Origin of the sequence: Pseudarthrobacter chlorophenolicus A6, assembly GCF_000022025.1 — a bacterium.
Classification (GTDB): domain Bacteria; phylum Actinomycetota; class Actinomycetes; order Actinomycetales; family Micrococcaceae; genus Arthrobacter; species Arthrobacter chlorophenolicus.
On the sequence record NC_011886.1, the window covers coordinates 3,244,110 to 3,266,552 of the forward strand.

The 22,443-nt window shown below is 66.1% G+C and carries 18 protein-coding genes; 11 read left to right on the top strand and 7 right to left on the bottom strand.

Annotated elements, in window-relative coordinates; genetic code table 11:
- Positions 1-5 precede the first annotated feature (5 nt).
- The 4 genes from ACHL_RS14660 to galU form a co-directional block, all read right to left on the bottom strand.
- On the bottom strand, positions 6-1,127 hold the full coding sequence (locus ACHL_RS14660) for an alpha-ketoacid dehydrogenase subunit beta (RefSeq protein ID WP_015938064.1): 1,122 nt from the start codon (positions 1,125-1,127) through the stop codon (positions 6-8).
- On the bottom strand, positions 1,124-2,353 hold the full coding sequence (locus tag ACHL_RS14665) for a thiamine pyrophosphate-dependent dehydrogenase E1 component subunit alpha (RefSeq protein ID WP_015938065.1): 1,230 nt from the start codon (positions 2,351-2,353) through the stop codon (positions 1,124-1,126). Before ACHL_RS14665 ends, ACHL_RS14660 begins: the two co-directional genes overlap by 4 nt.
- A gap of 186 nt (positions 2,354-2,539) precedes the next feature.
- The gene (locus ACHL_RS14670; protein WP_015938066.1) at positions 2,540-3,373 is read right to left on the bottom strand and encodes a response regulator transcription factor; all 834 of its coding nucleotides are present in this window, start codon (positions 3,371-3,373) and stop codon (positions 2,540-2,542) included.
- Positions 3,374-3,531: 158 nt separating this feature from the next.
- Positions 3,532-4,422, bottom strand: a complete 891-nt coding sequence (gene galU / locus ACHL_RS14675; RefSeq protein WP_015938067.1) for a UTP--glucose-1-phosphate uridylyltransferase GalU — start codon at positions 4,420-4,422, stop codon at positions 3,532-3,534.
- 829 nt (positions 4,423-5,251) lie between these two features.
- Between galU and ACHL_RS14680 the strand changes: the two genes are divergently transcribed.
- The 4 genes from ACHL_RS14680 (at position 5,252) to galE (ending at position 10,555) form a co-directional block, all read left to right on the top strand.
- Positions 5,252-6,667: a hypothetical protein gene (locus ACHL_RS14680; protein WP_015938068.1), complete on the top strand. Its 1,416-nt coding sequence runs from the start codon at positions 5,252-5,254 to the stop codon at positions 6,665-6,667.
- A 78-nt stretch (positions 6,668-6,745) separates the two neighbouring features.
- Positions 6,746-8,452 carry a GT4 family glycosyltransferase PelF gene (gene pelF / locus ACHL_RS14685; protein ID WP_015938069.1) on the top strand — a complete coding sequence of 569 codons (1,707 nt, stop codon included), beginning with the start codon at positions 6,746-6,748 and terminating at the stop codon, positions 8,450-8,452.
- Positions 8,449-9,531: a putative glycoside hydrolase gene (locus tag ACHL_RS14690; RefSeq protein WP_015938070.1), complete on the top strand. Its 1,083-nt coding sequence runs from the start codon at positions 8,449-8,451 to the stop codon at positions 9,529-9,531. The genes pelF and ACHL_RS14690 overlap by 4 nt, the downstream gene beginning before the upstream one ends.
- The gene (galE, locus tag ACHL_RS14695; protein ID WP_015938071.1) at positions 9,527-10,555 is read left to right on the top strand and encodes a UDP-glucose 4-epimerase GalE; all 1,029 of its coding nucleotides are present in this window, start codon (positions 9,527-9,529) and stop codon (positions 10,553-10,555) included. Before ACHL_RS14690 ends, galE begins: the two co-directional genes overlap by 5 nt.
- A gap of 39 nt (positions 10,556-10,594) precedes the next feature.
- Here the strand turns inward: galE and ACHL_RS14700 are convergent, their stop codons facing one another.
- A complete protein-coding gene (locus tag ACHL_RS14700; protein WP_043794098.1) occupies positions 10,595-12,028 on the bottom strand; it encodes a DUF4832 domain-containing protein in 1,434 nt (477 codons plus the stop codon).
- Positions 12,029-12,269: 241 nt separating this feature from the next.
- Here ACHL_RS14700 and ACHL_RS14705 point away from each other — a divergent pair, with 241 nt between their 5' ends.
- From ACHL_RS14705 to ACHL_RS14730, 6 genes are all read left to right on the top strand, one after another.
- Positions 12,270-12,734, top strand: coding sequence for an Hpt domain-containing protein (locus tag ACHL_RS14705; RefSeq protein ID WP_015938073.1), 465 nt, complete (start codon positions 12,270-12,272; stop codon positions 12,732-12,734).
- A 161-nt stretch (positions 12,735-12,895) separates the two neighbouring features.
- Positions 12,896-13,360, top strand: a complete 465-nt coding sequence (locus ACHL_RS14710; protein ID WP_043794743.1) for an Lrp/AsnC family transcriptional regulator — start codon at positions 12,896-12,898, stop codon at positions 13,358-13,360.
- Between the two features lie 290 nt (positions 13,361-13,650).
- A complete protein-coding gene (locus ACHL_RS14715; RefSeq protein ID WP_015938075.1) occupies positions 13,651-14,106 on the top strand; it encodes a hypothetical protein in 456 nt (151 codons plus the stop codon).
- Between the two features lie 78 nt (positions 14,107-14,184).
- Complete coding sequence (locus ACHL_RS14720; protein WP_043794099.1) at positions 14,185-15,321, top strand: COG1470 family protein; 1,137 nt, start codon at positions 14,185-14,187, stop codon at positions 15,319-15,321.
- 1 nt (position 15,322) lies between these two features.
- Positions 15,323-15,814, top strand: a complete 492-nt coding sequence (locus ACHL_RS14725) for a hypothetical protein (protein ID WP_015938077.1) — start codon at positions 15,323-15,325, stop codon at positions 15,812-15,814.
- A complete protein-coding gene (locus ACHL_RS14730) occupies positions 15,811-17,955 on the top strand; it encodes a beta strand repeat-containing protein (RefSeq protein WP_015938078.1) in 2,145 nt (714 codons plus the stop codon). Before ACHL_RS14725 ends, ACHL_RS14730 begins: the two co-directional genes overlap by 4 nt.
- Before the next feature lie 202 nt (positions 17,956-18,157).
- Here ACHL_RS14730 and ACHL_RS14735 read toward each other — a convergent pair whose 3' ends face one another.
- Positions 18,158-20,632 carry a zinc metalloprotease gene (locus ACHL_RS14735; protein WP_015938079.1) on the bottom strand — a complete coding sequence of 825 codons (2,475 nt, stop codon included), beginning with the start codon at positions 20,630-20,632 and terminating at the stop codon, positions 18,158-18,160.
- Between the two features lie 6 nt (positions 20,633-20,638).
- The gene (locus ACHL_RS14740; RefSeq protein ID WP_015938080.1) at positions 20,639-21,352 is read right to left on the bottom strand and encodes a hypothetical protein; all 714 of its coding nucleotides are present in this window, start codon (positions 21,350-21,352) and stop codon (positions 20,639-20,641) included.
- Positions 21,353-21,693: 341 nt separating this feature from the next.
- Here ACHL_RS14740 and ACHL_RS14745 point away from each other — a divergent pair, with 341 nt between their 5' ends.
- On the top strand, positions 21,694-22,374 hold the full coding sequence (locus tag ACHL_RS14745) for a TasA family protein (RefSeq protein ID WP_015938081.1): 681 nt from the start codon (positions 21,694-21,696) through the stop codon (positions 22,372-22,374).
- Positions 22,375-22,443: the final 69 nt, after the last annotated feature.

Consider the following 22,443-nt stretch of genomic DNA (forward strand, 5'->3'; position numbering starts at 1 on the left):
ATAAATCAGTCCTCCCACTGCAGGTCGTCAACGGCGTCGAGGATGCGGTCCACGCCGGGCAGGTAGTACTTCTCGAGTTTCGGCGCCGGGTACGGGACGTCGAACCCGGTGACGCGGCGGATGGGTGCGGCCAGGTGGTGGAAGCAGCGCTCCTGCACGCGGGCCACAATCTCGGAGGACACGGAGGCGAACCCGTGGGCCTCGGCGATCACCACGGCCCGGCCGGTCTTGCGCACCGACGCAGCAACTGTTTCATCGTCGAACGGCACGATGGTCCGCACGTCGATCACCTCCAGCGAGCGGCCTTCCAGCGCAGCGGCCTCGGCCGCGGCAAGAGCGGTGGGCACGGACGGGCCGTACGCGATCAGGGTCGCGTCGGTGCCGGGACGGGCGACGGCGGCCCTCCCCTCGGAGCCTTGTCCCGCCGTCGTGCCTTCCGCTGGATGCTCGTGCAGGTCCCGGAGTTCCGAAAGGTCCACCGAGTCTTTGGTCCAGTACATTTTCTTGGGTTCCATGAAGACCACGGGGTCGTCCGAGTCGATGGCTTCGCGGAGCATCCGGTAGCCGTCCGCCACGGTGGCCGGGGTGTAGACCTTCAGGCCGGCCGTGTGGGCGTAGTACGCCTCGGAGGAGTCGCAGTGGTGCTCCACTCCCCCGATGCCGCCGCCGTAGGGGATGCGGATGACCAGTGGCAGCTTCACGGCACCGCGGGTCCGGTTGTGCATCTTGGCCACGTGGCTGACGATCTGTTCGAACGCCGGGTAGGCGAACGCGTCGAACTGCATCTCGATGACCGGCCGCATGCCGTTGATGGCCATGCCCACGGCCATGCCCACAATGCCGGATTCGGCCAGCGGGGTGTCGAAGCAGCGCTGCTCGCCGAACGTGGCGGTGAGGCCGTCGGTGATCCGGAAGACGCCGCCCAAAAGCCCCACGTCCTCGCCGAACACCAGGACGGACGAATCGGCATGCATGGCGTCCGCCAGCGCGGTGTTCAGGGCCTTGGCCATGGTGACCGGCTGCGGGCCTGTGGCTTCCGCGGTTGCCGCGGCGGAGGCTGCCGCCCGGGCGGTGGCGGCGGAAACGTTGCCGTTGGCCTCGGACGAGGTGGTGATGGTGGGGCTCACTTGCCGGCCTCCTTCGAATCAGAATCGGATGCTGCGTCGCGCGCCAGTTCATCCGCCAAAAACGCGGACTGTTCCTTCAGCTGCGGCGTCTGCACAGCGAACACGTGGCGGAAGAGGTCCTGCGGGTCAACGGGCACATCCTCGCTCAGGCCCTCGCGCAGCTGCGCGGCAACCGACTCAGCCTTCGCGCGGATCCGGGCCTCGCCGTCGTCGTCCAAAATCCCCTGGCCGGTGAGGTAGGTGCGCATCCGGTTGACGGGGTCCTTGGCCCGCCACTCGGCAACCTCGGCGCTTTCGCGGTAGCGGGTGTCGTCGTCGGCGTTGGTGTGGGCCTGCATGCGGTAGGTGTTCGCTTCCACCAACAGCGGGCCGGAGCCGTCGCGGCACAGGGCCACGGCGCGGTCCAGCACGGCGAGGAGCGCCACCACATCGTTGCCGTCCACGCGTTCGCCGGCCATGCCGTAGCCCACGGCCTTGTGCGCGAGCGACGGCGCCACGGACTGGTGCGCCAGCGGCACCGAGATGGCGTACTTGTTGTTCTGGACGAAGAAGATGACGGGCAGGTGGAAGACGGCGGCGAAGTTCAGGGCCTCGTGGAAGTCGCCTTCGCTGGTGGCGCCGTCGCCGCACATGGCCAGCACCACGGTGTCCTCGCCGCGAAGCTTTGCGGCGTGCGCAACGCCGACGGCGTGCAGCAGCTGCGTGGTCAGCGGGGTGGACTGGATGCCCACCTTGTACTGGAGCGGATCGTAGCCGCCGTGCCAGTCGCCGCGGAAAATGGTCATCACCTGGACCGGGTCCACGCCGCGGGTCATCACCGCCACGGCGTCACGGTAGGTGGGGAACATCCAGTCGCCGTCGCCCAGGCAGAGGGCGGCCGCCACCTGGCACGCTTCCTGGCCGTGGCTGGACGGATACACAGCCATGCGGCCCTGCCGGACCAGGGCGGAGTTCTGGTCATTGACGCGGCGGCCGACGACGAGCTGCTCGTAGGCTGCCAGCAGTTCCGCATCGCCGGGGACGGGGTATTCGTGGCCGGGTTCGGCGCCCTGCTCGCCTTTGTCCTTGAGCCGGCCCTCCGGATCCACCATCTGGATCTGGTGCCGGGCCGGGAGCATGTAGTCCTCGGCCGTGATGCCGAACTTCTTGACCGCCTCGGTGAGGGCGTTGTCCGGCCCGGTGTTGCGGGCGGTATCCGGGGCCGTGTGGTTCGCGGAGATCGTCATTGGTCCGTCCTTCTGTTGCCACTATTCCTTCCCAGTATTGACCTGTGGCTGGTTTCGTATCCAGCACCTGCGGGAATCGTGGAGAAGATGCATCTGGAGCAGTGATCTGAGAGACGATCTGTAACTGTGAGCTGGCTTACGGGCCGGGTTGTGGACGAAATGGCGGCGGGCCGGGCGGGCTGCCTTCTACGGCGTCATCCGGTACCCCACGCCGTGCACCGTCTCAATCCACCGGGGCCGCCTGGTGTTCTCACCGAGCCGCTTGCGGAGGTTGCTGACCTGCACCTCCACAGCGCGCTCCTCCTTGGCGCTGACGAACGTGCCGGTGGTGTACGGCTCGTTGCGGAGGCGCCGCACCAGATCAGCCTTGGTCTGGATGGTCCGCCCGTTCTCCATGAGGACCAGCAGGATGTCGAACTGGCTTCGTGTCAGGCTGACGGGAACACCGTCAACGGCAACCTGCCGGGTCCCTTCGTGAAGGGTCAAGCCACGGTGTGCGAAATCGATTTTGCTCGTGGCCTGGGCGGGCTGCTGGAGTTCACGCGCTCCCGCGGGAGCGGCCACCAAACCAAGAATCTCCGGAACGAGGACCTCCCCGCGGCGGGTCTGACGGGCCGCGGGAAGTAGCTGCGTGGCGGGCGGGACAATGATCCTCGGCCTGCGGAACATCGCCCGGACGCGTGCTTTAAGCTCGCGCGTCCGGAACGGCTTAATGAGGTAGTCGTCGGCACCTGCCTCAAACCCCATGAGCGCGTCCGCTTCGTCCGCACGCCTGCTGATGATGATCACATACGCGTCACTGAAGGTCCTGATGCGCCGGGAGACCTCAATCCCGTCAAAGTCGGGCAGGCCAATGTCAACCGTGACGATGTCAGGCTTGTGCTCAACAACCCTTGCAAGCCCTTCAGACCCCGATGACGTCGGATGCACGGAAAAACCGGATTGCCTCAGAACCTCCGTCAACGACGCCCGGATAGCGCCATCATCCTCGATCACGACCGCAACGCCGCGCTTCCCCAAAATTCCCCCTACGTCATGGCGCCCCTGGCTAGGGTCTGATTAGCGCGCCCTTCCGCTGCCGCCTCAACATCCAGGCAGGCAGGGGCTGAGCCCGCCGCCGGCCTTACCAAACGCATTCGGCGCTGTGCTTCCTGCGGATGGTTACGGCTTTGGATGTCTCAGTTGATGAAATCCTTCATCCAGGTCTTCAGGTCCTCACCGAACTCCACCCGTTCGGACGCGAGGGTGATGACGGCCTTCAGGTAGCTGAGCTTGTCGCCGGTATCGAAGCGGCGGCCCTTGAACACCACACCGTAGACGCCGGATCCTTCGCCTTCGCCGCCAGCCAGGGTCTGGAGGGCATCGGTCAGCTGGATTTCGTTACCCCGACCCGGGGCGGTGTTCTCCAGCACCCCGAAGACGGACGGGTGCAGCACGTACCGGCCAATGACGGCCAGGTTGGAGGGCGCATCGGCAACGGCAGGCTTCTCCACCAGGCTGTTCACCCGGACGTAGTCCTCACCCTCAACTGTAGAGATGTCCGCGCAGCCATAGGCGCTGATCTGTGACGGATCCACCTCGATTAGGGCGATCACCGAACCGCCGGTCTTCTGCTGCACCTCGATCATGGTGCTCAGCAGGTCTTCAGCCTCATCAATGAGGTCGTCACCGAGCAGCACGGCAAAGGGCTCGTTTCCAACGTGCTGCTTACCGCAGAGCACCGCATGGCCGAGGCCCTTGGCTTCGCCCTGGCGGACATAGTGGATGGGACCGAGCTCGGACGCAGCCTGGATGGACTGCAGCCGGTCCTTGTCACCCTTCTGTTCCAGCAGGCGCTCCAGGCCCGGAGCCCGGTCAAAATGGTCCTCGAGGGCGCGCTTGCTGCGGCCCGTAATCATCAGGACATCGTTTAGGCCGGACTTGATGGCCTCTTCCACCACGTACTGGATGGCCGGGCGGTCAACCACCGGCAACATCTCCTTCGGCATTGCCTTGGTGGCGGGCAGGAAGCGAGTTCCCAATCCGGCAGCAGGAATGACGGCTTTGGTAACAGCTCTTCCGTAAGTCATGGGAGAACCCTATAAACGCATCCAGCAGGACGGCAAAGTCAAACAATGGCCTGAAAATGAACTACTTCACATTTAACCTCACTACTGCTGCTTAGCAGCTACTAAAGTCGATAGATTTTTCCTTGTCAGAGGGCCTATTTCGCCGCAGAGACACCTGCCGTGCACCGTCGGATTGCACATTAAGAGATGTTAATCACGCCAAATAATTTGGACATGAATGCGACCCAATTGAAGTGATGCCGTACAGTCCGCGCGCGGTCGCGCCCGCACTGGAGCACATCAAATCGGCCTGACCTGCGACGATGCCGTCCTCAGCGCCTTTTCCTCAGATCGCTGAGGAAATCCTGAGAAGTAGGCCGCACATTTATCAATTCTTGAGCCGCTTGCGAGAAGAAGCTGAGAAGTCACTGGTTTGCTGGGTATTCAGGGAACCAAGTAGTGCCATTTCGAAAATCGAGTACCCGCTACCCGTGCGAATTCATTGCGTTCGACTGTGTAATTGGGATTGTTCATTTTCCGGCCTCCTCCGCAGTGGCCGGGCTCCAGCTGGAGCCGACGGCGGAAGCCAACTCCCTGAGACCGGGTTGGCCCCCCAGTCCGTCGTCGGCTCCGTCACCTGTCCTACCTGCAGGTGACCATCAGTTGAATCGTCAAGCGCCTGCCTGGCCTGTCATCGAAGACAGACGGGCGGGCATTTTCATGCCCTGAACCAACAAGGCTGCAGTACCGCTGCGGTCCGCCGCCGTAGCCCCCAGGCCGTCATAGCCAGACCTAGAGGAAAGAACCACATCTTTTGAAGTCCTTGCTGCAAGATACGTATGCCCGTCAAATGTCCATGATCATTCTCGCGGGACTGGTGTTGTCGGCTTGCGTACCCTTCGCCGTCCAGTTCTTTTCCACCGGTTCCCAGCTGCCCGTCTTCGCGGCGGCCTTCCTCCCGGCGCTCCTGGCCCTGGCGCTGATCCTCAGGCCGGGCGTCGCCGGGCGGGACCGCTACGGCAATCAGCGCGCCACTGAGCGCCTGGGCGCCCAGTTGCTCCTGTATTTGTCCCCCGTTCTGCTGCTGAACATCGTCTACCCGATGGTCAGCCCCACCATGGCAGCGGTGGACGTGGACGGCGTGCCGCTGACCCTGGTAGTCCTCGCGTCCTCCATCACCGTCCCGTGGATGGCGCAGGCAGCATGCCTCCCCATCTACCGGGTCCTGGGTGACCTCATGGCTGCGCGGGACCTGGCCGCCATCACCCAGCGGTTCTGCCAGTACTGGCCCACCATCTTCCTGCAGACGCTGCCCCTGATTGCCGCATTCGCCGTTCCCATGTGGCTGGCCACCGGGTGGTCCGCAACAGTCATGCTGGACTACGTCATCCTGTGTGTCCTCCACCTGCTCTTCGTCCAGTCGCTCGTCCTGGCCAACGTGGCCAACCGCCGGGGCCTGTGGGCCATCGCCTGGTCCGGCTACGCTGCTGCCCTCTTTATCTCCCCCACCACCTGGTGGCTCCCGCCGCTGGTGGGCACCATCACCCAGATCATTGCCATGCGTAGCGGACTCCGCCACCTTGGCTTCGTCCAGCACCTCAGCATGCGCGTAGTGGGCCAGGACCTGGTCCGCGGCATTTTCATGGGCGCCGTCTTGTGGGCTGACAAGTTCGCCCTGTTCGCCGTGACCAAAGGCGACTTCAACGTCGTCGCAGTGTTCGCCGCGATGCTGCCCGCCGTGGTGGCCTACAACTACTACTTCGTCCAGCTGGCCCCCACCGTGGACAAGGCCCTGGGCCGGCTCCACAAAGACATCGCCGAAGCTCCCATCAGCTCCCTCAAGGGCAGTTCCGGCCGGCTCACCCGCGTGGTTGACAGGTCCGTGCTGCTCACGGGCGCCATCGCCGCGCTCCTGACGCTGACCGTTTCACTGGTCATGGCCGGCGTCGATCCGGCACAGACGGCGCTTGCGGTGGCGGCTTCGGCTGCGTCCTGGGGCTTCATGGTCCTCACCCTCCTGAGCTACGAACTCGACTTCATCGGCGAGAAGGTGACACCGCAGCTTCTTGGTGCCGTCCACCTGGCCGTCTGTGTCCTCGCGTTCATGGCAGGCGGACTCTTCGGGCCCCTGACGGGAGCGGCAGGAAGCTACCTGCTGCTCGGCGCCGTGGACTTCATCCTGGTTGTCATTGCCTGGATGTTCTACAGGCAGCACTGGAGCCAGCCGGAGTACACGCTCTTCTGGCGCCACGCCACCACCTGGTAGCCGCCGCAGCGGTCACCGCGCACCACCAAACACCAGCACCAACCACCCAGCAGCACCACCGAACGCCTGATTACCAGAATGCATAAGGGGACCATTTTGTACTCGACACTGAAAAGCCCGAAAACACTGCCCAAGGACGTTTTGCCACTGCGGACCTCCGGACCGGCGCCGGCCGCAAAGCCTGAGTACGAAGACGTTGACGTAGCCATCGTCATGGAGTCCACCTACCCGTTCCTCAAGGGCGGGGTGTCCGCAGTGGTCCACGACATCGTGACCCACAACCCTGACCTGAGCTACGGCATCATCCACATCACGTGGGACTCAAACTCCCCGCTGACGGACCTCTACGGCATGCCGCCCAACGTCCGCTGGGTCCGCACCGTGTTCCTCAGCATGGAAGAGCACCGGCAGGATTTCCTGTCGGTGTCTGCCAAGGACCTGGGCATGACCCCCCAGCAGCGCGAGCAGCTCTCCCACCGGCTCTTCGACTCCATCTATGCGCTCTCCGAATACGGCGACGTTGACGGACTCTGGGAGCTGATCGATGAAGGCCTGAACGAACGCACCCGCCAGTACCCTATTTGGGCGCTCCTGGGTTCCCGGGAGTTCATGCAGGCACTGCAGGACCGGATGCCGCAGCTGGACCTCTCCCTGGCCAACTCGTTCTGGACCCTGCGCAACTTCTTCTCCCTGGCCTACGCCGTGCTCGGGGAAACCATGCCCCGGGCCAGCGTCTACCACGCCCACACCACCGGCTACGCCTCGCTGCTCGGGGCGGCAGCGGCCCGCGACCATGACACCTCGTTCCTGCTGACCGAGCACAACCTCTACGTCCGCGACACGGTGAACACCCTGCTGGACCGCAACATGGCCCTGTCCATCACCGAGGACGATTACCGCACCTTCGACGTCACCGCGGAGCAGCGCGCCTGGATGGCCTGGTGGACCGAAATGGGCCGCTTCTGCTACCCCAGTGCCCGGCTGATCACCTACCTGTACCCCAGCGCCATCACCGAAGCTGCCCGCCTGGGCACGGACATTGATAAGTCAGTGGTGGTGCCCAACGGCATGGTCATCGAGGAGTTCGATGACAAGTACCGTGCCCGGCGGCAGGCGCTGGCCACGATGGAAAAGCAAGGCTCGGACTACGTCTGGCACCTGGTCTACATCGCCCGTGTGGTGCCCATCAAGGGTCTCCTTGACCTGCTTTCCAGCCTCGAAATCCTGAGGGACCGCGGCTACCCCAACATCCACCTGGACGTCCTGGGACCCACCGAGCACGTGCCCGAATACTACGAGGCCTGCCTCGCAAAGATCGAGGCGCTGGGCCTCACGGACCACGTCACCATCCACGGCACGGTCCACGTGCGGGACATGCTGGACCAGTTCGACCTCCTGGTGCTGCCCAGCTACAACGAGGGCCAGCCCATCGTCATCCTCGAAGCCATGGCCGCCGGCATCCCCACCGTGGGTTCGGACGTGGGAGGCGTTGCCCAGCAGATCGCGGACAACCTCATCACCCCGGACGGGCGCACCATCGGCCCCTGCGGCGAAACCGTCACCCCGGGCGATGTCCACCAGATGGCTGACGGCATCCAGGCAGTGATCGGCAACCTGGACGAGTACGCCGCGTATGCAGCCAACGCCCGCACCCGGGTCCAGGAGCTCTTCCAGATGCACGAGGTCATGTCCTCGTACAACCAGATCTACCGAGCCCTGGGCGACCTCCCGGTCGCCGACGAAATGGCTGAGCTCATCGACGAAAAGGTCCCGGCAGAGCTGTGAGCGGTGTCGGCGCCTGGATCAGATACGGCGATCCCATCACCCCGGACCAGCTGGCCTTCGCGGCGGAACACTACCGCGCGGCCATCCTGCAGCCCTGGGAGACGGACGCGGCAGCGGAGCTGAAGCGGCTCCGCCCGGATATGACAGTGCTGTGCTACAAATGCCTGTCCTCCACCCGCGATTACGAGCCCGGCCCGGTGTACAGCTCCGGTGTCAGCCACCAGGAGGCCGAGGACCAGGGCGGGGACTGGTTCGCCACCCGGCTGGACGGTTCCCGGATCCAGTGGAACGGCTACGGCGGGCACTGGCAGATGAATGTCCGGGACGCCGGGTACCGCGAGCGCTGGGTCCGGAACGTCACCGCGGAGCTTGCGGATTCGCCCTTCGACGGGGTGATGGCTGATAACGACGTCTTCGAGGACTACTACCAGCTGAACCTTCCCATCCGGGAAGCGGCGTCCATGGCCGAGCTCAGGGACGGGCTGGACCTGCTGGTGCACGCCGCCGGCCGGTCCCTGAACGGCGTCGGCAAAATACTGGTCCCCAACATTGCGGAATCACGACGACGGCCCGGGCGTTGGGCCTCGCACGCCGCCTATGGCGGGGGTTTCGAAGAAGTATGGCTGGGTTACGGACCGAAGAACCTTTTCGATCCCCGGACCGCCGAGGCCCAGCTGCCGCAGGTGGAAGGTCCCGGCCTGTCCATCCTGCGTGTTCCCACCGACGGGGACGACTCCCATCCCAACTTCACGTACGGGCTGGCGGCCTTCTGGATCTTCGGCGCCGGCCGCGGATCGTATTCGGCAACAGCCCATGACGATTACAGCCGCACCCAGCACATCCCTGAACTCGACTGGAGCCTGGGCAGTCCGGCGGAAGATCCCAAGGGCCGCAACCACGTCTGGTCCAGGGAATTCAGCAACGGCTGGGCGGCCGTGAACTTCAACCAGGACGGCCGCCGACGGCACAAGGTCAAGGTGCCGGCCGGCCTGGCGGATGCTGCCGGTAACCCGGCCCCGTCCTCAGTGGTCCTGCCGGCACAGCGGGGCGTCATTTATCAGCGAGGGCAGAACAATTAGGATTCTCATCACCGGCGGCTGCGGGTACATCGGATCGCACACCATCCTGCGGCTCCTCGAAGCCGGGCACGATATCACCGTCATCGACAACCTCAGCAACTCCCTGTCCGAATCACTGCTCCGTGTGGAGAAACTGACCGGACGGGAGATCGCCTTCGTTGAAGGGGACATCGCGGACAGGTCCTGCCTTGAGGGCATCTTCGACCGGGACGATATTGAGGCGGTCATCCATTTTGCCGGGTACAAGGCCGTAGGCGAGTCCGTGGACCAGCCGCTGCGCTACTACGGCAACAACGTCAGCGGAACACTGACCCTCCTGGAGACCATGGACGCCTACGGCATCCGGAACCTGGTGTTCAGTTCATCCGCCACCGTGTACGGCGCGAACCCCCAGATGCCGCTGAAAGAGGACTTCCCGCTGCGGGCCACCAACCCGTACGGCCGGACCAAGCAGCACATCGAAGAGATCCTGGTGGATCTGCAGGCGGCGGACAGCCGGTGGCGGATTGCGCTGCTGCGCTACTTCAACCCCGTGGGCGCCCACCCGTCCGGGCTCATCGGGGAAGACCCGCAGGGCCCGCCCAACAATCTCTTCCCCTTCGTCACCCAGGTGGCGGTGGGCCGCAGGGACAAGGTCAGCGTCTTCGGCAACGACTACCCCACGGCTGACGGGACAGGGGTCCGCGACTACATCCACGTCATGGACCTCGCCGCGGGCCACGCCGCAGCGCTGGACTACTTGTCCGGCCACCAGGGGCTGCACACGTGGAACCTCGGGACAGGCCGGGGCTACTCGGTGCTGGAAATCATCCACGCGTTCGAGGCCGCCTCCGGCACCAGCGTGCCCTACGAGCTGGTGGGCCGGCGCCCGGGAGACGCCCCGGTCAGCCTGGCCGATCCCTCCAGCGCCTTCCGCGACCTGGGGTGGAAGGCGTCGGAGACGCTGGAGAGCATGTGCGCGGACGCGTGGCGCTGGCAGCAGCACAACCCGGACGGGTACCGGGCGAAGGCGCTGCCTGCATGACGCGCCCGACGGCGTAACTTGCCTGCCGCCGTCGGGCGTTCAGGGAGCGGGGAGGTACTTCCGGCCCAGGGTCAGCCAGCCGGCCTTGGTCTGGTCCTGCGAGGCGTTGGCGAAGCGCAGGGCCACCCCGTTGGCGAGGGGGTTTACGGCGCGCACCAGCAGGGTGTAGTTGCCGGGGGCCAGCCCGCTGACGCTGACCGGTGCCTTCCACTGGACTGTCATCCCGGGCTTCACCGCGGTGAGCTTCCACGATGTTCCCCACGTCCGGGCTATGTTTCCGGCGCTGTCCACGGCTGCGATCTGCACCGGCCAGTCGTAATAGAAAGGTGCCACCCCCACGTTGCTGACCATGACACTGACATCGCTCTGGCCGGTCACGGCTCCGCGGGTGACGGCGAAGGAGGTCGCGTGGAACCGGTAGCCCAGGGACTGGGCCGCGGCGGTGGCGTTGCTGAGCGCCTGTCCAGAGTAACCGGGGCTGAAGGCGTGCTGGTTGAGAAGCCAGGAGGCGTGGGTCGCTTGCACGCTGTCCGTGAACTTGTAATCCGCGCTGCTTTCCACCACGGGGCAGCGCATGGGAGCGTCGAAAATGCAGTGCTGGATTTCGGGCCGGAGCTCTCCGCCCACCGGCTGGGTGAGCCATTTCTGGGTGGCACCGGCCTGCGCCATTTTGTCCATGAAGTGCCACCCGGTCCCCGGCAAAGTACTCACGGCGAAGGAGTCGTCATGGTAGCCCACGTTCAGGCTGCTGTTGGCGGCGTCCGGGTACCTGACCTGGAGCTTGGTTTTGGTGAAGGCCTTCGTGTAGGCGTGCAGTACACGCTGCTGGGAGGCAGGAGATGCGAGCCAGTTCTCGGCGGACGCCCATCCGTCGTGCGGGTAGGTGTGCCATTCGCCCCAGAAGCCCAGGAGGCCCATCTGGATGAACCCGATCCGAGGATCGCCGTTGTAGCGGGACCCCAGGGCGGCGATGAAACCGTCCATGGCCTCCAGCAGGCGGGGGTCGTCGTAGTTCGGGGAGACGCTGATCCCGCCGTTGCCGTGGTCCCAGTAGGTGTGGGTGGCGAGACCGGAGTTCAGGAGGTAGGCGGGGACACCGGAAGGCTTTCCCGGATAGTCAAGGTAGAACCTGAAGACCGACTGGTGGCCGCGCGCGGCGATGGCGTTCAGCTGGGATTCAAAACCTGACCAGTTGTACGTGCCCGGTCCGGTCACCACGGAGCTGACCGGCACGTAGAACCACTCCATGGAATGGGGCACCCCGGTGTAACTGCCGGCATACGGGACGAAGCCCGCAAGGGGGTTGCTCGCCGGGACAGGTCCGGCGGCCAGGGAAGCCCACTCACCCGCCGGATCCGCTGCTTCGGCCGGCGGAGCCGCTGATCTGGAAGGAACGATCAACAGCGCTGCCGCCGCAACGCAGGAGATGAACACCGCAAGGAAGAGCCTGTGGCCACGCCTTTTACCGCGCACACGGTACGTCAATGTATCCAATTGAATTTCCCCCCTGAAAACCCGGTGCCAAGCACCCAATGAGACCAAGCAGTGAAAAACACAGTAAGACCAGGTACCTCCAACGCCGCTCCCAGTGCGGCGCTTCAAACTCACTACGTGGCACTGATCCTAAAGCCGCAGACCACCGTTTCCCCATGGGTTTCCCGATCTTTCTTCGAGAACTTTCTCCCGGAACCCCAGATACCCCGAGGCCATACGCATGACCCCCACACAATCCCCGTTCCCCGGCCTGAAGGCCCCGCTGGAAAAGAAAGCCCCCGCCCGCGTGGCGGGTGCCCGGCCGGCGGTGGACCACTCGGTGCTCGACCGGTTGGAAGAAGAGCTGGAGGAGGACGCCGGATACACCCCGGTGTTCGTGGCCAACTTCATCCAGGGGCTCCCCGGCAGGGTGGAACGGCTGCGCGTTGCCCTGGTCTCGGGCGACCTTGCAGGTTCCTTCGACGATGTACTGAGCCTGAAGACGTCCAGCCAGATGGTGGGCGCGGAGCAACTGGCCTTCCTGGCAAGACAGTTGGAAACCGGATTGCGCCGCAAGGCCGCGGCTGCCGACCAGACTGTGGCGCTGCCGCAGCTCGCAGGCACGTTCCTGGCACCCATCACCCGGTGCAGCAGGGAGACCGTGCACAGCCTCACGTCCCGGCAGGCAGACCCGCTTCAACGCTGACGGCTGCGGTTTACTGGGTGGCCACAATTCCGGCCAACTGCGGACGGATGGCAGGTTTCGTATCCCGCACCAGCGGCAACCATGCAGCGCTGCATGAAGAGTGCCTAGACTGGGAGACGATTTGTATTTGTGAGCTGGCTTACGGCAGGGGTGTGAACGGGATGGCGGCACGGGACGGCAGGGCTGAGCCGGCGGAGCTGGACGACATTGACCGGAGCATCATGGCGGAGCTGACCCGGGACGGCCGGATGTCCGTGACGCAGGTGGCGGAGAACGTCCACATTTCCCGTGCGCATGCCTATACCCGGATCAACCGGCTCACGTCCGAGGGCGTGCTGTCCCGGTTCACGGCCGTGGTGGATCCCATCAAGGCCGGCCTGAAATCCTCGGCGTACGTCACGCTGAAGCTGAAGCAGGATTCCTGGCGGGAACTGCGGGACCAGCTCGGCGCCATCCCCGAGGTGCACCACATCGCCCTGGTGGGCGGCGACTTCGACGTCATCCTGCTTGTCCGCGCCGTGGACAACATCGACCTCCGCCGGGTCATTTTCGACCAGCTGCAGTCCATGCCCGGCGTGCTGGACACCCAGACGTTCCTGGTGTTCGAGGACGTGGATACCCGCTAGCCCGGGCCCGTGCGCCGAAGCCACCGGGGCGCTACTTGCTCGCCTCTGGAGCCCAACAACGGCGGGACGCGGGGTCCGGCGGGCCAATCCGAGTACAGCGGAGAACGCGAGTAGTAGCGCCGAGAATCAAGTACCCGGGCCGGACTGCGCCCAAATAATCGCGTACCGGTACGTGTTGTTGGCCCCCGGGGTGCCCGGCAAATATTGGGTCATCGATCCACCGGAAGGCACCTGGATGGAGCCACCAATGGGGGAACGGGTTCTCAACCACATTCACAAGGAGTCTTTCCATGCGCCCTATGACCAAGAAGAACAAAGTCGCCGCTGTTGCCGTGTCCGCTGCCCTGCTGGCAGCCGGCGGCGGTGCCGCGTACGCCTACTGGAGCACCACGGGTTCCGGTAACGGCTCCGCTGCGGCGTCGTCCGGCACCTCCCCCGTCACCATCAATGTGACGGTGGCGCCGGGCGTCGCTCCGGGCACCCCGCAGCAGATCACCTACACGGCCACCAATCCCAACAGCAGCAGCACCCCGGTCACCCTGGCCCAGCCGGTTGTCTCAACGAACAACGCGGGCTGCCTGCCGGCGTGGTTCGACGCCACCGCCCCCACCGGGACCACCACGGTCCTCGGCAACGCCAACGGCACGGCCCTGGGCACCGGAATCCTGACCCTCAATGATGACCCGGCAGTCAATCAGGATGCCTGCAAGGGTGCCACCATCACGGTGACCGTCGCCAGCAACTAACAAGCGAGCGGGCCGGGGATGGGTGAAAACCCCGTCCCCGGCTTGCCGTCATTTGCACCATTTGGGAAGGGGCACGGGGTGCACGATCAGGATGGACGGCCGCGGCGCCGCAAGCCGGCAGTGTTCAAAGCGGCTCTTATATCGCTGGCGCTGCTGCTCGGCAGCGCGGGAGCGCTCATCGCAGCCTCGAACAACCCGAAGCCGGGCATCACCGTTCAGGTCTCCCCCGCCAGCCAGTCCGTCCAACAGGGGCAGTCCGCCGCGTACACGGTGACTGTCACGTCTACCGGCGGCTTCAGTGGCCCGGTCAACCTGGCCTCGGCGGGACTGCCGGCCGGCGTAAGCGGCTCGTTCACGCCGCAGTCTATCACGCTGGCCTCCGGCACCACGGCAACGGCCACCCTGAACGCAGCCACCGCCCCCACCACCCCGGCCGGCACCAGCCCGATCACCATCACCGGCACCAGCGGCAAGGTCTCCGGCAACGTCAACGCCAGCCTCACTGTGAACTACAAGATGACCAGCGCCTTCTCCGTAGCGGCCACACCGGATTCCGTGACCATCCCGCCGGGGGCCACCGCGGTGTACAGCCTGCAATTGGCCCGCAACAACTTCAGCGGCCCGGTCAGCTTCAGCGTCCTTGGCGGCCTCCCGGCAGGCGCCACGGCCCAGTTCTCACCCAACCCGGCCACCGGCAGTTCCACCACCCTGCAAGTGGCCACCACCGCAGCCTCCCCCACCGGAACGTCCAACCTCTACCTGGTGGGAACCGGCAAGGACGCCAGCGGGAAAGCACAGTATGCCTACGCAAACGTCCAGCTGGTCCTGGACTCCACCGTCAAACAGTTCGCCATCGCCGGGAAGGTCCCCGGCACCCTCTCCCCCGGTACGTCAGCGGCCCTGGACCTGCAGATCAGCAACCCCATCAACAAGTCGCTGTCGCTGACCAACCTGTCCGTCGCCGTCGCGGGCGTTACCCGGAACGCGGACGCCGTTGCCAGGAACCTGGCCTGCACGCCGGCCGATTTCGCCGTCACCCAGTACAGCGGGCCCTACCCGCTGACCGTCCCCGCCGCCGGCGGAACCCTGTCCGGGCTCCGCGTGGCGCAGTCCGCCTGGCCGCGGGTGGGAATGCTGGACACGTCCGCCAACCAGGACGGCTGCAAAGGCGCAACCCTCCAGCTCGCCTACTCAGGTTCAGGACAGGGGAACTGAGATGAGGACCACCGCAAGAACAAAGCGCGTCAAAACGGCGGCCCTCGCCGGGCTCCTGATCACCGCCGGTGCAGGAACGGCCTACGCCTACTGGACCGCCACGGGAACCGGCAACGGATCCGCAGCGGCTGCCGGCATGCAAACGGTCGCCGTGGATGCCCTCGTGGCCGGCGACAACCCCAAGAACGCCCTCTATCCGGGCGGCAGCGCCGACGTCGTCCTCCGGCTCACCAACCCCAACCCGTATGCGGTGCAGGTCTACCGCGTCACCGGCACGGGCCCCGCAGTGGCCGATGCCGCCCATTCCGGCTGCACCACTACCGGCGTCACCTTCACCGGCCCGGCAGCGCCAATCTCTCCCGCACCCTCCGTTGCCGCGAACTCGTCAGCGCTCGTTACCCTCCCCGGAGCAGCCGCCATGGACACCACCTCCCTTGCAGCCTGCCAGGGCGCAACGTTCAACCTTCCCGTGACGGTTGAGGTGCGCAAATGAGCCTCGCAACACGCGTCCCTGCGCTGCTCCGGGGCCGTCGGTCACGGAAGCTGACCGTGGCCTGGGTTGTCGCTGCGTTCCTGTTGCTGCTGGGCACCGGCTCAGCGGCCTACGCGTTCTGGGCCTCCACCGCCAGCAGCAGCAGCGCCGCCGCAGCCGCCGACGCCCTGACGCCAGGGTCCAAGCCGGCGGTGTCCGCCAGCGGATCTTCGCTGTCCGTCACGTGGGCAGGCGGGACCACCGTCAACGGGCGGGCCGCCACGGGCTACACCATCACCCGCTACGCGGCAGCTTCGGGCGGCAACGGCATCCCGGGCACCGGCGGATGCGCCGGCACGGTGACCACTCTCAGCTGCACGGAACAGAACGTGCAGGGCGGGATCTGGTACTACACAGTCACCCCGGCCATCGCCCTGTGGACCGGCGTCGAAAGCCCCCGCAGCACGGGCACCAGCAACGACGCGAACGCACCCGCGGCCACCGTTTCGGGCGTCTCACCCACCCCCAACACCGCGGGATGGAACAGTTCCAGCCCCGTCACGGTGGGCATCACGGCCGACGACGGCGCGTCAGGTTCCGGCGTCGCCTCCATCTCCTACGTGGTCGACGGCGGCGCGCAGCAAACGGTGGGCGGCGCCGTCGCCAGCGTCCTGGTCAGCGGGGACGGAACGCACACCGTGTCCTACTTCGCGACGGACAAGGTGGGCAACGCCGGGTCGGTCCAGAGCCAGACCGTGCGGATCGACACGCAGGCGCCGACAGCACCAGGCCTGACGGTGCCGGCGTACGTAAACCTCGGCAACGCTGCCGCGGTGCCCGTTTCCGGCACAACGGAGGCCGGGGCGAAGATCACCCTGACGGCCACCGATGCGGCGGCGGTGCACTCCTCAGCGCCCGTGACCGCCACGGCTGACGGCGGCGGAAACTGGTCCGCCACGCTGAACCTCGGCAGCCTGGACCAGGGCGCGGTTACCTACTCGGCCACCGCAACCGACGCGGCCGGCAATATCAGCGCCATAAGGACGGCCTCGAGCGTAAAGGACACCGTGGCCCCGGCGGCGGCACAGTCCCTGGGCGTGCCGGCCTACGTGAACATTGCCACCGCATCCTCGGTGCGGATTTCGGGTACCGCGGAGACCGGGGCAACAGTGAAGGTCTCCGCCACCAGCCCGGGCTCGGCCCAGCCTGTCACGGGCACCGCCATGGCCGGCGACGGCACCTGGTCCGCGAACCTCAACCTCGGTTCGCTGAGGGACGGCACCGTGACGTACACGGTCACGGTCACCGACGCCGCAGGCAACACCGGCACGGCCGCAACCGTCACTGATACGAAGGACACCGTGGCGCCGGTCCTCAGGCTCAACACCCCGGCGAACATCCTGGCGAACACCGCCACCGGCTACGCAGTGAGCGGCACCAACGACTCCGGTTCAACGGTCAGTGTGTCTGTCACGGACGGCGCCACGACCGTTCCGGGAACGGCGTCCGGCGCAACCTGGAATACCGGGCCGCTGAACCTGTCCGCGCTGAAGGACACTTCCAGCACGGCTCCGGTGGTGGCACTCAGCATCACGGCAACCACTACGGATGCCGCAGGCAACAGCACCACCGTCACGTCCACAGTCACCAAGGACACCAAGACGCCCACCGTCACCGATATCAGCCTGGCCAATGGCGGCTCAACGAATGCCAACAAATCGTCTGCCGACGCCGGGGACACTGTGACCATCAAGTTCTCGGAAAAGTTGGACCTGACCAAGATCTGCGCCAACTGGACCGGTAGCCAGAGAGTCGGCACCGCCACTATCACGAATAACGGAACCGACGACGCCCTCAGCTTCTCCTTCAGCGGCTGCAGTCTTGGGACCGTGGCCCTCAACGGCAACTATCTGACCGGCAATCCAGCGACATTTGGTGCCAACGGAACTCAGTCCAGCCTGAATTGGGACACGGCTAACAACGCCCTGGTTATCAAGTTCGGCAATGATCCCAACGGAAGCTCCGGGGCCGGCACGCTTCATGCCGGTGTAGTGCCCGGAAAGCCGACTTACACTCCCGGGTCAGGGTTCACGGACCAGGCCGGAAACCCGCTGGGGTCGGCGCCCTTCACGTCCATTACAGCAACAGGCTTCGCACCCTGACAACCCGCTAAGCCAGTGGCCCTGCAGTCCGGCGGACTGCAGGGCCATCTGGTTTAACCAGTGCGCTCTGCGTGCGGACACACACCGCCCAGCCCGGTCTTGAATAGCGGCTGTCTCCACTTTCGACGCGGATATTCGATGTCGCGGCCCAGATAGGGGGTGCGACAACGAACATGCGCGTCGAAAATGTGGGCCTGCGTCCTTACCTGTTGGCGGTGGTCACAGGCGCGGGTGTCACTTCTCCCCCGGACGCTCCGGTGGGTGCGGGTGCGGGGTTGTCCACGGACGACGTCGGCTGGCCGCCTCCCGCAGTCTGGCTGGCCGGGGCGGTGGGTACGGGAGTCGCGGCCGGGGCGGGGGCGTACGTTTCGGCAGGTGCACCGGCCGGTGCCGATGGGCGGCCGGAGCCAGGTGACGGTGTGGGCCCGGAAGAAGGGCCGCCACTGGGCTCAGCACTGGCCCCACCGGTCGGCGGAGTACTGGCCACCGACGTTCCGTCCGCAGCCGGAGATCCCTTCACGATGGCCGTGATCCGCTCCTTGAAGCCGTTGAGGGTGGCCTGGATTTCGGAGAGCGGGGCGTTGCGGAGGTTCCGGCCATACTCGGCAATCTGCGCCCACAGCGCTTCAAGCTGCTGCTTGCTGTCCCCGTCCAGCGGCCCGTCGAGCGTCAGGACCAGCTGGCTGGCCAGGGCGTACGTGAGGCAGTCAAGGCAGTTGTAATTAGCCGCCGCCGAGAGGTTCTCCGGCACGATCACATCCGTCTGCCCCACTATCAGGACCACCTGGAACCCCACAGCCACCGCCGCGCAGCCCGAGCAGTTGGCGAACGCGTAGGCCTCGTTGGCTGTGGTGACGGGAGCCCCGTCCTCTGCCCACACCAGCGCGAACGCCACACTGTACGCAACGGAACCGTCAGTGGTGTTGACGGCGAGCGCCTGGTTCCCGTCGGCTTCCGGGGCGGCCGGCCTGTCGAACGGGAACACCCAGGACGGCGCAGCGGGCGCGGCAGCTTCGGTCCCACCGCCGTCAGTCCCAGCAGCACCGGACGAATCCGCCGATACCGGCACCAGCACCATGCTCAGCTGCGGGTTATCCCGCGTGGGCTTCGTGGCACCGGTTGGCCACAACGCCACCGTCTGCCCGGTGCCGCCCTGCCGCAGTTCCCCGCGGTCACGGGCGGGCAGGATGGCGCGCGTGGCATCGCCGAGCGTGCCGCGTTCGTACGCCTGCACCGGACGGTACGTCCCGCCGTCGGGCCACCACGCCCAGGCGAGCCCGCCGAACAACACCGCCACCAAAGCCATGGCAGCCGTCCGCTGCAGCGCCTTGCCGCGGGTCTTCTTCCACAGCCCGGTGACCAGCTGCCGCAGCAGCCGCACCACGATGTACAGCAGGCCCAGTACCGGGATGGCCACAATGACAATGGCCACTCCCCGCACGGCTGCGCCCAAAACGTCCCCATCGGCCAGCGATGCCGACAGCAGCTCCTGCTGCTTGCCCACACTGGCCCATCCTGTGGCCAGCAGCCGCGGCAGGGACAGCACCATCATCACCATGCTGAACAGCAGCACGGGGACGGTTACCAGCACCCACACGGTGACCACGGCCCGCGCCCACGGCTTGAGCACCTTGCTTTCAGGGTTCCCCCACCGCCACGGCAGGATCCCCAGGAGCGTGGGTTTGATGCGCTGGAAGAGGTCCGGGACGCCGGTGGCGTCGGCCAGGATGTGGTAGCCGTCGTACTTCACCAGCGGGATCAGCTGGCGGACCATCTGCAGGATCTGCGTAACCACCACCAGCAGCAGCGCGTCGAAGCCGGTGGCCCACCAGAGCCCCATGATGGCCACCGCCACGATGGCGTTGAAGTAGAGGCCACCCAGGTCCGTGCGGATCCTGCCGCCGCGGCCCAACCGGTAGGAATCGGTGACGTCGGTGAAGAACGCCGGCCACAGCAGGTACAGCCCGGCGCCCATGGCTCCCGGTGTTGCACCGCCCTTGCGGGTGGCGGCGGCGTGGCCAAATTCGTGGAATCCTGCGGACAGGATGGTGACGGCGAGGATCAGCAGCAGGAGGGCCGGCTGTTCGAACGCCTCATGCGTGGCCGAGCCCAGGCCCTTGACCATGAGCACCCACCAGCACGCGGCCAGGAACGCAGCCGTCACGGCCACCACCAACAGCGGGTGGAACAGCACGGCGAACGGGGCGGTGATCCTGCGGGTGCGTTCGGGGTCGGACACGATGTAGCGGAACCGCAAACCCAGCAGCGGGTTGGACTTCTTCACCTCGGGCTGACTGCCGTCCGCCAGCCGCAGCACACCCATCGGCAACAACTGCGTGTCCATCAGGGTCCGCACGTTGTCCGCGCTCACCAGCCTGCCGGAGCCTTCGCTGACGTGCCGGGCAATGCCGTTGAGATCACGGGTCCCATCGGCGGCCTCCAGCACCAGATACAGGAGCCTGGTCAGCTGCAGAGTCTGGCCGTCGGCGCGGCGCACCAGGGCGGGCGGTTCGCGGTAGCCGGAGCCCTCTGCGGTGCCCAGCAGCTGGACGCCCTCAGCGCGGGCGGGAAGGTGGGCTCCCGCCGTCGTTGTTTGGCCCGGCGGTTCCTGGGCAACGGTAACGCGCGACGGCGGCCGGCCCGCCTCGGGAGGCGGGCCGCCGTGGGTCTGGGTCATGTTGGCTTACTGCTGCAGGTCGGACGTCTGGCCGGCGGTTGCGTCTGCGGAGCCGTCAATATGCTGCGAGATGGTGGCGCTCTGGTCCGAGATGGCGTACGCCTGGCTGTCGATGGAGCCGATGTTGGCGGCCACGGCGGCGTCGATGGGCGCGGCCACATTGGCGTTCGCTGCCACGGCACCGTTGATGGGGGCGGCGATGGCGGCGTCCGCGTCCAGGTTCACATCCACGTTCAGCAGGTTGCCGTTAAGGGCACCGGCTGCATCGGTTACGGGGTCGGTCACGGAATCGGTGCCGGGCAGTGCGGAGACGGCATCTGCGGCTCCGCCCGTGGCACCGGCGTCTGCGGTGCCCGTGCCCGCGGCGGTCGGGTCAGTAGCTCCCGCGTCAGTTGCGCCGTCGCCCTGCCCGATCACGCTGTCCTGCTGGGACTCGGCGTTCGCGTCGGCGGTGATGCCCTGGTCAATCGCGGCGTCCTGGGTGGAGAGGGCCTGCGCGTCCGAACCGTAGGAGAGGATGTTGGCCGAGGCTGCGGCGTCGATGGGCGCGGCCACGTTGGCGTTGGCGGCGACTGCAAGGTCGATGGGTGCGGCGGCGTTGATGCCCAAATCCAGGTCCGCGTTCAGATCCAGGACCGATGCCACTTCCTTGTCCGGGAGGGCGGTGGCCTGCTCCTGCAGCAGTTCTTCGTCAGTGAGGGGACGCATCTGGTTGTCCATGCTTGAAAAACCTCCGGTGCAGCGCGGGTGCTCTGCCCCCAGCGGGCAGCCCGCGCTCCACAATACTAAGCATGATTAGCAGTTTTGCGAATGGACTGTAACCACTTTCGAAGCGCACATCCGATATCGCGGCCCAGATAGCGGGCGCGTCAACGAATGTGCGCAGCGTCAAAGCATACGTGCAGCGGAAACGGACCTGAGCAGCGAAAACAGCACAGCAGGCCGATCAATTGAGCACAACCTGAGCGACTTCCGGGAACTTGAACCAGTCTTGAACTTTTCTTGTCAGTGGTGCCCGGTTGGCCTTGAAACTGGGCCGGCAAAGTTGTTGTTGTCAGCCGATGGGGCTGGCAACAGTCCGCAGGCCGCACCGGCCGGCCATCACGAAACGGATCACCATCATGGGTCTCAACCTCAAGTCCACCACCGGCAAGGTCCTCGCTTCCACCGCCCTGGTTGCCGCCGCAGCTTCCGTTGCAGGCCTGGGTACCTACGGTGCTTTCACCTCCACCACCAGCGCCAGCGAAACCGTCGCTTCCGGCACGGTCAACGTGGCGCTCGGCGCCACCGGCACCGCCGCGAACCGCCTGTCCGTCGCAGCAAGCGGCCTGGTTGCCGGCGACACCGTCCAGCGCGCCGTGACCCTGTCCAACACGGGCAACCAGAACCTCTCGGCCATCACCCTGACCACGGCAGCGACGCCGTCGTCCAAGCTGGACACGGACGCCGTCAACGGCCTCCAGCTGACCGTGGACGCCTGCTCCGTCCCGTGGACCGAAGCCGGCACCTCCCCCGCCTTCACCTACACCTGCTCCGGCACGGTCACCCAGGTCCTCGCTCCCCGCGCAGTGGTGGGCGCCAACATGGCACTGTCAGGCCTGAACTCCGTGACCTCGGCCGCCGCTGACAACCTCCGCGTCACCGTGACCCTGCCGGCCGCCGCTGACAACTCCTTCCAGGGCCTGTCCAGCACCGTCGGCTTCAGCTTCACCGGCACCCAGCGCACCGCCACCAGCAAGTAGCCGTTCCGCCACCAGCTGTTCCGCACGGCGGCGCGGATGCCCAGGCATCCGCGCCGCGGAATCAACCAC

Bases quoted from the DNA above. Each gene is read 5' to 3' on its own strand.
- ACHL_RS14710 (WP_043794743.1), top strand. From the start codon at position 12,896: ATGGCGGCACGGGACGGCAGGGCTGAGCCGGCGGAGCTGGACGACATT.
- galU (WP_015938067.1), bottom strand. From the start codon at position 4,422: ATGACTTACGGAAGAGCTGTTACCAAAGCCGTCATTCCTGCTGCCGGA.
- ACHL_RS14725 (WP_015938077.1), top strand. From the start codon at position 15,323: ATGAGGACCACCGCAAGAACAAAGCGCGTCAAAACGGCGGCCCTCGCC.
- ACHL_RS14735 (WP_015938079.1), bottom strand. From the start codon at position 20,632: ATGACCCAGACCCACGGCGGCCCGCCTCCCGAGGCGGGCCGGCCGCCG.
- ACHL_RS14715 (WP_015938075.1), top strand. From the start codon at position 13,651: ATGCGCCCTATGACCAAGAAGAACAAAGTCGCCGCTGTTGCCGTGTCC.
- ACHL_RS14745 (WP_015938081.1), top strand. From the start codon at position 21,694: ATGGGGCTGGCAACAGTCCGCAGGCCGCACCGGCCGGCCATCACGAAA.
- ACHL_RS14705 (WP_015938073.1), top strand. From the start codon at position 12,270: ATGACCCCCACACAATCCCCGTTCCCCGGCCTGAAGGCCCCGCTGGAA.
- pelF (WP_015938069.1), top strand. From the start codon at position 6,746: ATGCATAAGGGGACCATTTTGTACTCGACACTGAAAAGCCCGAAAACA.
- ACHL_RS14680 (WP_015938068.1), top strand. From the start codon at position 5,252: ATGTCCATGATCATTCTCGCGGGACTGGTGTTGTCGGCTTGCGTACCC.
- ACHL_RS14665 (WP_015938065.1), bottom strand. From the start codon at position 2,353: ATGACGATCTCCGCGAACCACACGGCCCCGGATACCGCCCGCAACACC.
- ACHL_RS14730 (WP_015938078.1), top strand. From the start codon at position 15,811: ATGAGCCTCGCAACACGCGTCCCTGCGCTGCTCCGGGGCCGTCGGTCA.
- ACHL_RS14740 (WP_015938080.1), bottom strand. From the start codon at position 21,352: ATGGACAACCAGATGCGTCCCCTCACTGACGAAGAACTGCTGCAGGAG.